General features: G+C 73.5%; 12 protein-coding genes. 5 read left to right on the top strand and 7 right to left on the bottom strand.

Features of this window, described 5'->3' with window-relative positions:
• The 5 genes from ACR9ZK_RS18605 to ACR9ZK_RS18585 all read right to left on the bottom strand — a co-directional run.
• A partial coding sequence (locus tag ACR9ZK_RS18605; protein WP_481343449.1) for a Fur family transcriptional regulator occupies nucleotides 1-282 on the bottom strand: 282 nt, incomplete at its 3' end.
• Nucleotides 279-1310: a metal ABC transporter permease gene (locus ACR9ZK_RS18600; RefSeq protein ID WP_481343451.1), complete on the bottom strand. Its 1032-nt coding sequence runs from the start codon at nucleotides 1308-1310 to the stop codon at nucleotides 279-281. The genes ACR9ZK_RS18605 and ACR9ZK_RS18600, both read right to left, overlap by 4 nt.
• Nucleotides 1310-2170: a metal ABC transporter ATP-binding protein gene (locus ACR9ZK_RS18595; RefSeq protein WP_481343448.1), complete on the bottom strand. Its 861-nt coding sequence runs from the start codon at nucleotides 2168-2170 to the stop codon at nucleotides 1310-1312. Before ACR9ZK_RS18595 ends, ACR9ZK_RS18600 begins: the two co-directional genes overlap by 1 nt.
• Nucleotides 2167-3204, bottom strand: a complete 1038-nt coding sequence (locus ACR9ZK_RS18590; protein ID WP_481343447.1) for a metal ABC transporter substrate-binding protein — start codon at nucleotides 3202-3204, stop codon at nucleotides 2167-2169. Before ACR9ZK_RS18590 ends, ACR9ZK_RS18595 begins: the two co-directional genes overlap by 4 nt.
• 44 nt (nucleotides 3205-3248) lie before the next feature.
• Nucleotides 3249-3536 carry a DUF6703 family protein gene (locus tag ACR9ZK_RS18585; RefSeq protein WP_481343446.1) on the bottom strand — a complete coding sequence of 96 codons (288 nt, stop codon included), beginning with the start codon at nucleotides 3534-3536 and terminating at the stop codon, nucleotides 3249-3251.
• Between the two features lie 79 nt (nucleotides 3537-3615).
• Here ACR9ZK_RS18585 and ACR9ZK_RS18580 point away from each other — a divergent pair, with 79 nt between their 5' ends.
• Complete coding sequence (locus ACR9ZK_RS18580; RefSeq protein WP_481343445.1) at nucleotides 3616-5010, top strand: glycine--tRNA ligase; 1395 nt, start codon at nucleotides 3616-3618, stop codon at nucleotides 5008-5010.
• 42 nt (nucleotides 5011-5052) lie between these two features.
• The gene (locus ACR9ZK_RS18575) at nucleotides 5053-5616 is read left to right on the top strand and encodes a HEAT repeat domain-containing protein (protein WP_481343444.1); all 564 of its coding nucleotides are present in this window, start codon (nucleotides 5053-5055) and stop codon (nucleotides 5614-5616) included.
• 56 nt (nucleotides 5617-5672) lie between these two features.
• Here ACR9ZK_RS18575 and ACR9ZK_RS18570 read toward each other — a convergent pair whose 3' ends face one another.
• Nucleotides 5673-6545, bottom strand: coding sequence for a sulfurtransferase (locus ACR9ZK_RS18570; RefSeq protein ID WP_481343443.1), 873 nt, complete (start codon nucleotides 6543-6545; stop codon nucleotides 5673-5675).
• 25 nt (nucleotides 6546-6570) lie between these two features.
• Here ACR9ZK_RS18570 and ACR9ZK_RS18565 point away from each other — a divergent pair, with 25 nt between their 5' ends.
• Both ACR9ZK_RS18565 and dusB read left to right on the top strand, forming a co-directional pair.
• Nucleotides 6571-7314 (top strand): alpha/beta fold hydrolase, encoded by a 744-nt coding sequence (locus tag ACR9ZK_RS18565; RefSeq protein ID WP_481343442.1) that lies wholly within the window; start codon nucleotides 6571-6573, stop codon nucleotides 7312-7314.
• Nucleotides 7315-7345: 31 nt separating this feature from the next.
• On the top strand, nucleotides 7346-8605 hold the full coding sequence (dusB, locus tag ACR9ZK_RS18560; RefSeq protein WP_481343450.1) for a tRNA dihydrouridine synthase DusB: 1260 nt from the start codon (nucleotides 7346-7348) through the stop codon (nucleotides 8603-8605).
• Nucleotides 8606-8614: 9 nt separating this feature from the next.
• Here the strand turns inward: dusB and ACR9ZK_RS18555 are convergent, their stop codons facing one another.
• On the bottom strand, nucleotides 8615-9361 hold the full coding sequence (locus ACR9ZK_RS18555) for a hypothetical protein (RefSeq protein WP_481343441.1): 747 nt from the start codon (nucleotides 9359-9361) through the stop codon (nucleotides 8615-8617).
• A 44-nt stretch (nucleotides 9362-9405) separates the two neighbouring features.
• Here ACR9ZK_RS18555 and ACR9ZK_RS18550 point away from each other — a divergent pair.
• Nucleotides 9406-9960: YdeI/OmpD-associated family protein (locus tag ACR9ZK_RS18550; RefSeq protein ID WP_481343440.1), on the top strand; the 555-nt coding region annotated here is incomplete at its 3' end.

The raw sequence follows: 9960 nt of genomic DNA, 5'->3' as shown, positions 1-9960 counted from the left end.
GAGATGGTGGTGGTGGTGCGTCGAGCACGCGCGGTAGACGGCCTCGCCGTCGTCGGTGCGCAGGACGTCGATGCTGCCGGACTCCACCATCGACTGGAGCGTGCGGTAGACCGTGGCGAGGCCGACGCCCTCGCCCGCCTCGCGCAGCCGCGCGTGGACGGTCTGGGCCGAGGTGAACTCGTCTGAACGGCCGAGCATCTCGGCCACCGCGGCCTGCTGGCGTGTGGGCCGCCGGGTGCTGCCCGTGGCCGTTCCGCGGCCCGGGTTCGTCATCCTGCTCATCGCGTCGTCCTCGTCATCGCCTCGTCGGTCGGGCCGTTCGGGTCGGTCACGCCCTCGTGCTCGTGGCCGCCGTGCTCGTCGTAGTGCCCCTCGTGCGCCGCGTGCAGGTGGCCGTCGTGCACGTAGTCGACGTGGTCGCCGTGGGGGACCGCCGGGTGCCCGCACTCGGTTCCGTGCTCGTGCGGGTGCACCTCGCTGACCGCGTGCCGCCGCCCCCGGACGCGGGCGCGCAGCCCGGTGCCGGCCGCGACGAGGACGAAGATCGCGACGGACAGGAGCACGATCGAGCCGCCCGACGGCGTGTTGAGCGGGTAGGAGGCGACGACGCCGCCGACGCTCGCGACGAGGCCGAAGGCGACGGCCCAGCGCACCCCGCTGCCGAACGAGCGGGCGACGAGCTGCGCAGCGGCGTTGGGCACGATCATCAGCGCGCTGATGAGCAGCAGCCCGACGACCCGCATCGCCACGACGACGGTGGTGGCCGTCAGCACCGCGAGGACGATGTTCAGGGGCAGCACCGGGATTCCGACGGCTCGGGCGTACTCCTCGTCGTTGGCGACGGCGAACAGACGTGGCCGCAGCAGCCACGTCGTGCCGGCGATGACGAGCGCCAGCCCGGCGAAGACCCACAGGTCACCCCTCGTCGTCGTGAGGATGGAGCCGAACAGGTACTTCATGAGGTTGGCCGGCGTGCCCTCGGGGGACCTGCTGATGATGACGACGCCGCCGGCGATGCCGCCGTAGAAGATGACGGCCAGGGCGACGTCGCCGTTGGTGCGTCCGCGGGTGCGCAGCAGCTCGATGACGACGGCGGCGAGCACGGCGGCGACGAGCGCGGTGAGCACCGGCGCCGTGCCGCTGACGAGGCCGATCGCGACACCGGCCAGCGCGACGTGCCCCATGCCGTCGCCGATGAGTGACAGGCGACGCTGCACGAGGAAGATCCCGACGAGGGGGGCGACCGTTCCGACGAGCAGCGCTGCGACGAGGGCGCGCTGCATGAAGTCGACGGTGAGGATGTCGCTGATCATGCGTTGCCTCCTCGGGCGGCGTCGAACGGCCCGCGGCCGAGCACCGGCCGGGTCGTCTCGAGCTCGAGGTCGTGGTGGTGGCTGTCGTGCTCGTGGTGCACGGCCTCGCGTGATGCGGCGTAGGCCGCGGGTGTGCCGTCGAAGACGATGCGGCCGGCGTCGACGACGACGATCCGCGTCAGGAGCCGTTCGAGCGCGCCGAGCTCGTGGGTGACGACGACCATGGTGACGCCGCGATCGACGAGCCGCTCGAGCACGTCGGCGAGCACGTGCTGGCTCGCGGCGTCGACGCCCGCGGTGGGCTCGTCCATGACGAGGACGTCGGGCTGGCCGGCGAGGGCGCGGGCGATGAGGACGCGACGCTGCTGCCCACCCGAGAGCGTGCTCACCTCCGTGGCGGCGCGGTCGCCGAGGCCCACGACCTCGAGCGCGCGTGCGACGACCTGCCGGTCGGTGGCCCGCAGCCGGCCCCACCAGCCGAGACGCGGCAGGCGCCCGGTCTCGACGATCTCCTCGGCCGTCGCGCTCACCGACGCCGACAGCGTGTGCCGCTGCGGCACGTAGCCGATGCGGGCACGGTCGTGGAAGTCGTCGGCGGCGACGCCGAAGAGGGTCACCGAGCCCTGGGTGCGCTCGTTGAGGCCGAGGATGCCCTTCATCAGGGTCGACTTGCCCGACCCGTTGGGCCCGACGACGGCGATGATCTCGCCGCGACGCACCGTGAGGTCGGCACCGCGCAGGACGGTGCGCTCGCCGTAGCCGAACCCCGCGCCACGGACGTCGATGACGACGTCGTCCGCGCCGTCGCCCGTCGCGGTGGCCGGCCGTCGACTCGTCGGGGTCACGTCGGCGCTCACCGGCACCCCAGACCCTTCCGGAGGGCCGCGAGGTTGCTGCGCATGACCTCAAAGTAGTCCCTGCCGGCGGAGGCGTCGGTGATCCCCTCCACCGGGTCGAGCGTGGCGACGGTGGCGCCCGTGCTGCGCGCGATCGTGTCGGCCAGCTGCGGCTCGACGAGCGTCTCCTGGAAGATCGTCGTGACGCCCTCGGAGCGGACGAGGTCGCTGACCGCCTTGAGGCCGGCCGCGCTCGGCTCGGCCTCGGGGGAGATGCCGGCGATGCCGTGCTGGTCCAGCCCGTACCGCTGGGCGAGGTAGCCGAAGGCTGCGTGGCTCGTCACGACGACGGTCGACCGGCAGGACGCCAGGCCGGTGCGGTAGGAGCGGTCCAGGGCCGTCAGCCTCGCGACGAACGCGGCCGTGTTCTTCTCGTACGTGGCCGCGTCGGCGGGGTCGTCCTTCGCGAGGCGCGCGCCGATGGCGCGTGCCACAGCGGCGTAGCGCTGCGGGTCCAGCCAGAAGTGGGGGTCGTCGGCAGCGTGGTCGTGCCCGTCCCCGGAGTCGTGGCCGGAGTCGTGGGCGGCGTCGGTGGGCGTGCTGCCCTGGGCCGACGCGTCCTGGGTCCCGTTGTGGTCGTGACCGTCCTCGGTGGCCGGCAGCGTCAGCCGGGCGGCCGCGGCGACGTCGAGGACGTGCGACGGGTCGACCTGGGCCATGGCATCGTCGACGGCGGGCTGGAAGCCGTCGGCGTACACGACGAGCCGGGCCTTGGTCATGGTGCCCAGGTCCTGCGGGGCCAGCTCGAGGTCGTGCGGCTCGGTGCCCGGCTTGGTCAGGACCGCGACCTGCCGGCCGCCGCCGAGGATCTGCTGGGTGGCGAACTGCAGCGGGTAGAAGGACGCGACGACCGCGCCGGAGGGGTCGGCCGCCGAGCCGCTGCTGCTCCCGCAGGCGGCGGTGCCGAGGCCGACGAGGGCGGCCACCGACAGCGCGGAGAGGGCGGAGCGGAGAGGGCCGGAGGCGCGGACGAGGCCGCGAGCGCGCGAGGTCATGTGACAATGATTCTCAATGTGAGAATCATTGTCAAAGCAATCCGTCAGGCGGGCACGACCCGCACGACCGCCACGGCGAGGGCGAGCAGGAGGACGGCACTGCGCATGAGGCGCTCGGGCAGCGTCAGGCGCTGCCACGTGAGGAAGAGGAACCACCCGAGCACCAGCGCCACCAGGACGAACGCGAACCCGCCCCACGGGCGGGGTGCGAGAACGCCGGCGAGGAGCACGACGGCCAGGGCGCCGAGGGTCACCGGACGCGGCACGCTCGACAGGCGCTCGAGAAGGGGGTAGGACGCGTGCTCGACTCGGGAGCGGAAACTCAGGGCCACCCGTCGAGCCTAGGGGACCCGGGCGGGTGGCCCGGACGCGTGGAGAACCGGGCGTCGCCGGCCCGATAACCTGTCCCGCATGGCCAAGCAGACATCCATCGTGGACACCGTCGTCAGCCTCTGCAAGCGCAGGGGCTTCGTCTTCCCGAGCGGTGAGATCTACGGAGGCACCCGGTCTGCCTGGGACTACGGCCCCCTCGGCGTCGAGCTCAAGGAGAACATCCGGCGCCAGTGGTGGAAGTCGATGGTGACCAGTCGCGACGACGTCGTCGGGCTCGACTCCTCGATCATCCTGCCTCGCGAGACGTGGGTCGCCTCCGGCCACGTCGGCACGTTCACCGACCCGCTCGTCGAGTGCCTCAACTGCCACAGGCGCCGCCGTCAGGACCACCTGCAGGAGGCGCTCGCGGAGAAGAAGGGCATCGCCGACCCCGACTCGGTCCCCATGACCGACATCGTGTGCCCCGACTGCGGCACCAAGGGCCGGTGGACCGAGCCCCGCGACTTCCAGATGATGCTCAAGACCTACCTCGGCGTCATCGAGGACGAGTCCGGCCTGCACTACCTGCGGCCGGAGACGGCGCAGGGCATCTTCGTCAACTTCCTCAACGTCATGCAGGCCTCGCGCAAGAAGCCGCCGTTCGGCATCGCCCAGACCGGCAAGAGCTTCCGCAACGAGATCACGCCCGGCAACTTCATCTTCCGCACCCGCGAGTTCGAGCAGATGGAGATGGAGTTCTTCGTCAAGCCCGGTGAGGACGAGGAGTGGCACCAGTACTGGATCGACGAGCGCACCCGCTGGTACACCGACCTCGGCATCAACCCGGACAACCTGCGTCACTTCGAGCACCCCAAGGACAAGCTGTCGCACTACTCGACGCGCACCGTCGACATCGAGTACCGCTTCAGGTTCGCCGGCTCCGAGTGGGGCGAGCTCGAGGGCATCGCCAACAGGACCGACTTCGACCTCGGCACGCACTCGAAGCACTCGGGTACCGACCTCGTGTACTTCGACCAGCAGACCGGGGAGCGCTACACCCCGTACGTCATCGAGCCCGCGGCCGGACTCTCTCGCTCCCTCATGACCTTCCTCGTCGACGCCTACGCCGAGGACGAGGCCCCGAACACCAAGGGCGGCGTCGACAAGCGCGTCCTGCTGCGCCTCGACCCGCGCCTCGCGCCGGTCAAGGCCGCCGTGCTCCCGCTGTCGCGCAACGCCGACCTGTCGCCGAAGGCCCGAGACCTGGCGGCAACCCTGCGACAGCACTGGAACGTCGACTTCGACGACGCCGGCGCCATCGGCAAGCGGTACCGCCGCCAGGACGAGATCGGCACGCCCTTCTGCATCACGGTCGACTTCGACACGCTCGAGGACCACGCCGTGACGATCCGCGAGCGCGACACGATGGCCCAGGAGCGCGTCGCCCTGGACAAGGTCGAGGGCTGGCTCGCGCAGCGTCTCGTCGGCTGCTGACGCGACCGGCGGGGCCCACCGGTCGGCGGCCATACTGGCGTGATGGTCGACGATGCGGTGCTGAGAGCGTCGCCGCGCGACCGCGCGGGTGCGGCGGCCGAGGCCCTCGGTGACCGGGCCCTCACCCGATGGTGTGCGGACCTGCTGGCCGGTCGCGCGGCCTGGGGTGACCCCGACCTGCCCGACATCGGCTGGGTCGGTGGGAGAGTCGTCGACGGCTGGGGCTCTCCGGAGCGCCTCGGCGAGGACACGGTCTACTGGTCGCGCGTCTGGGCGGCGCGGACGCTGCTTCACGTCTGGGACGACCTCTGTGGCGCCGATGTCGTTGCGGGGCTGGACGACCCGGCGTGGCGCGTGCGCGAGATGTGCGCCAAGGTGGCCGCGCGGTGGGAGGTCGGCGCGGCGGGGAACGCGTGCGCGACGCTGGTCCTCCGGGACGACACGACGCGCGTGAGGGCTGCAGCCGCGAGGGTCCTGGGGGCAGTCGGCGAGGCCGAGCACGCTCCCGCGCTGCACTCGGCGCTCGATGACCCCGAGCCCTCCGTGCGCCGGGCCGCCGAACGCGCCCTGGCCCGGGTTCGCGTCCGCCTCGACCGGGACGTGTGACCCTCCGGAGCCGGGGCACGTCGTGCTGCGGCGTGCCGGACGCGGCGTGGCGGGCCTCAGCCGGGGACGCGGCCCGTCGCGACCGGCCGCGAGGGGTCGCGGATCCACTCGCTCCACGAGCCCGGGTAGAGCGTCGCGTCGACGCCGATCTCGGCGAGCGCGAGGACGTGGTGCGCCGCCGTGACGCCCGAGCCGCAGTACACGCCGACGGGGCGGCCGGCGACGTCCGAGTCGCCCGGGCCACCCGGCCGGCCTGCGACGACCTGCGCCCAGTGCTCGGCGAGGTCCTCGCGGAAGCGCCCGTCTGCCCCGACCCACTCCGTCGTCGGCGAGGTGATCGCCCCGGGGACGTGCCCCGCGACCGGGTCGATGGGCTCGACCTCGCCGGCATACCGCTCCGTGGCCCGGGCGTCGACGAGCAGCCCCTCGCGGGCGAGCGCGGCGGCGCCGTCGGCGTCCAGCGTCGGGAGGCTGCCGAGGTGGACGGTGCCCTCGCCGTGCCGGTCGGCCGGCTCCTCGGTGCTCACCGGCAGGCCGGCGGCGAGCCACGCCTCGAAGCCACCGTCGACGACGCGCACGTCGGGGAACCCGGCCCAGCGCAGCACCCACCAGGCGCGGGCGGCCGCCGTCGAGTCGCGGCCGTCGTAGACGACCACCCGGGTCCCGGCCGAGATGCCGCAGCGACGGACGAGCCGCTCCAGCGTCGCCGCGTCGGGCAGGGGATGCCGGCCCCCGTCTCCGGGGGCGGCGGCGAGCTCGGAGTCGAGGTCGACGAAGAACGCGCCGGGCACGTGGCCTGCCGCGTAGGCCGGCCGGCCCACCGGTCCCTCGGCGGCGTCGCGGCCGGCGGTCAGGGCCCAGCGGACGTCGAGGACGACGACGTCCTCGATCTCGTGGGCGAGGTCGCTGGCGGTGATGAGGTGGCGCACCGGGCCATCGTGGCATTCTCGGCCTGTGCCCGCCGCGCCGCCCCGACCGCAGGTCGTCCTCGTCCACGGGTCCCGGCTGTCGAGCACGCAGTGGGCGCCGCAGCTGTCCCTGCTCCGGCCGCACGTCGGGGTGTGGCTCGTCGACCTGCCCGGGCACGGCCGGCGAGCCGACGAGGCCTTCACGCTCGGTCGGTGCGCGGAGGTCGTGGACGAGGCCGTGCGCCACGCTGGCGTCAGGGGCCCGGTCGTGCTCGTCGGGCACTCGCTCGGCGGGTTCGTCGCCATGGACTACGCGGCGCGGCACGGTGACGCCCTCGCCGGGCTCGTCCTCGCGGGGGCCAGCGCCAGCCCCGTGGGCGCCGGGGCCACGGTGTACCGGCTCGTCGGCGGGCTGACGGACCGCCTCGGACCCGAGCGGATGACGCGGGTCAACGACCGCGTGCTGCGGCGCCTCTACCCGTCCGAGCGCATCGAGCCGGTCATCGCCGGGGGGTACTGGTTCGCCCCGACGACGACGGCGTGGCGCGAGGTCATGGACGCCTGCCGGCCGGCCTCGCTGGCACGACTCCGGTGCCCGGTGCTGCTCCTCGACGGCCGGTGGGACCAGTTCCGGCTCGGCATCCGAGGGTTCCGGCGCGAGGTGCCCCGAGCCCGGGTCGAGATCCTGCGCGGGGCCGGCCACCTGGCCAACCTCGACCAGCCCGAGGCGTTCGCCGACGCGCTGCTGCGCTTCGCCCACGAGGTCGCCGATTCGGCCCATGGCGCGTGATGCGGGACAATCGGTGCTCGTGACCGACCTCATGACCCCGCCCGCCGCGCCCACCCGCGCGCCCGGCGAGCAGCGCGAGGGTGGACCCGCGGCCGGCGGCCCGGTGCTGCCGCCCCTGCGCATCGGCCGCCACGTCATCGAGTCGCCCGTCGTCCTGGCGCCCATGGCCGGTATCACCAACCGGGCCTTCCGCCGGCTGTGCCGCGAGTACGGCGACGAGGGGGCTGCCCTGGCATCCGCTCGCGGCGCCTCCGGCGCGACGAGCCTGTACGTCAGCGAGATGATCACCTCCCGGGCCCTGGTCGAGCGCAGTCCCGAGACGATGCGCCTCATCGAGCACGACCCGGAGGAGCACCCGCGGTCCATCCAGCTCTACAGCGTCGACCCGGCCACGGCGCGCGCCGCGGCGCGGATCCTCGTGCAGGAGGACCGCGCCGACCACCTCGACCTCAACTTCGGCTGTCCGGTGCCGAAGGTGACCCGCAAGGGCGGCGGGTCGGCCCTGCCCTGGAAGAAGGACCTCTTCCGCCGGATCGTCGCGGCCGTGGTCGAGGAGGGCGCGCGGCGCGACGTCCCCGTGACCGTCAAGATGCGCAAGGGCATCGACGACGAGCACCTGACCTTCCTCGACGCCGGGCTCGCCGCCGAGCAGGAGGGCGCCGCGGCCGTCGCGCTGCACGGCCGCACGGCCTCGCAGGCGTACTCGGGGACCGCCGACTGGGCGGCCATCCGGGCCCTCAAGGAGACCGTGACCTCCGTGCCGGTCCTCGGCAACGGCGACATCTGGTCGGCCGAGGACGCGCTGCGGATGGTGGCGGAGACCGGCTGCGACGGCGTCGTCGTGGGCCGCGGCTGCCTCGGTCGGCCCTGGCTGTTCACCGACCTCGCGGCAGCCTTCGCCGGCTCGTCCGCACGCGTCATGCCGAGGCTCGGCGAGGTGACGCGGACGCTGCGCACGCACGCCGAGTACCTCACCGACTTCTACGGTGAGGAGGAGCGGGCCTGCCGCGACATCCGAAAGCACATCGCCTGGTACCTCAAGGGCTTCCCGGCAGGCTCGACGGTGCGGAACTCCCTGGCTCTCGTCGACTCGCTCGCGGCCCTCGACGCGCTGCTCGGCGCGCTCGACCCCGACGTGCCCTGGCCCGGGGAGGCCGCCGAGGGGCAGCGTGGACGCGCCGGCTCGCCGCGCCGCGTGGCCCTGCCCGACGGGTGGCTCGACTCGCCCGAGCTGTCCGAGGAGCACGAGCGCACCCTCGCAGAGGCCGAGCTGTCGGTCAGCGGCGGCTGAGCGCGGCGGTCACCTCAGCCAGACGCTGAGCGGACCGAGCAGCTCGCACCCCGCCGCCACCGCGGCGTCCACGCCGGCACCCGCCTCCCAGCCGACGAGCGGGAGCCGCCCCACGGCCTGGCGCGCCGCTGCTGCGGCGGCGGTCCACGTGGCATCGGCGTCGCCGTCGCGCGCGAAGACAGTGCCCAGGCCGGCCACGGCGGCGGCCCCTTGGCCCGTGACGGTGACGACGGCGCCGGCCACGAGGGGCGCGTCGGGGTCCGGGGACGCGTGCGCGGCGAGAAGGTGCACGCCGGGTTCGCCGAGCAGCGACGGACGCAGGATCGCCTCCGCCTCGGGGTCGGTGGCCCAGGCACGGACCCACGACGCCATGCCCTCCGGTGTCGTGACCGGCCGCCAGGGCGGACCGGCGGGCGGCGTGACGGTCGTGTCCGGGTCGAGCCACACCCACTGGCCGACGACGATGCGCGCGAAGTCCTCGAGCGACAGGTCGAGGCGGTCCCACGAGTCCTTGACCGAGCAGCCGTCGGAGTCGTCGACCCTGGCCAGCACGTCGTACTCGCCGACGGTGGGGGAGAGCGTCACGGCGTCCGGGTAGTAGGGCGGCGTCCGCGTCGCCGCGCTCCACGCCTCGGCATCCGTCGTCGTCGCGACGCCGTGGGAGCGGGCGACGGCGTCGCACCAGAGGGCGTTGTTGAGGGCTGCGAGGGCGATGCGCTCGGTCGCGCCGGTCCGGTGTGTCACGCCCTGTCGCATGAACCGATCCTCCCAGTGTCGGCGCCGGCTGGCAGGATCGGGTCATGCGACAGGGCGGCACCGCCGAGCGACCGGCGACGTTCTTCGACGACGCTGCAGACTTCCGGGCGTGGCTCGAGGCCAACCACGAGACCGCCACGGAGCTGTGGATGGGTCTGAACAAGAAGCACGTCGAGCCCCGGGGCCTGCAGTGGGCCGACGCGGTCCGAGAGGCCCTGTGCTTCGGCTGGATCGACTCGATGTCCCAGCGGATCGACGACGACACCGTGCGCCAGCGGTGGACGCCCCGCAAGCCCGGCAGCAGCTGGAGCACGATCAACATCAACGCGGTCGAGGAGCTGACCGCCGCGGGGCTGATGCGTCCGGCCGGGCTGGCTGCGTTCGCGAAGCGCCGTGAGGACCGGTCCGGCATCTACGCCTACGAGACCCGCGAGCTCACCTGGCCAGACCACTACGAGGCCCTGCTGCAGGCCGACCCGCGCGCCTCGGCCTTCTGGGACGCCGCGACGCCGTCGTACCGCAAGCTCGCGACGAACTGGGTGGTCACCGCCAAGCAGGAGGCGACGCGCGACAAGCGGATGGCCGAGCTCGTCGACGAC

Source organism: Monashia sp. HAY1-5C (genome assembly GCF_056755255.1).
This window is presented reverse-complemented; position numbering and strand designations above follow the sequence as displayed.

Excerpts from the sequence above, each read along its gene's own strand:
- ACR9ZK_RS18555 (WP_481343441.1), bottom strand. The coding sequence starts at position 9,361 with ATGCGACAGGGCGTGACACACCGGACCGGCGCGACCGAGCGCATCGCC.
- dusB (WP_481343450.1), top strand. The coding sequence starts at position 7,346 with ATGACCCCGCCCGCCGCGCCCACCCGCGCGCCCGGCGAGCAGCGCGAG.
- ACR9ZK_RS18580 (WP_481343445.1), top strand. The coding sequence starts at position 3,616 with ATGGCCAAGCAGACATCCATCGTGGACACCGTCGTCAGCCTCTGCAAG.
- ACR9ZK_RS18575 (WP_481343444.1), top strand. The coding sequence starts at position 5,053 with ATGGTCGACGATGCGGTGCTGAGAGCGTCGCCGCGCGACCGCGCGGGT.
- ACR9ZK_RS18590 (WP_481343447.1), bottom strand. The coding sequence starts at position 3,204 with ATGACCTCGCGCGCTCGCGGCCTCGTCCGCGCCTCCGGCCCTCTCCGC.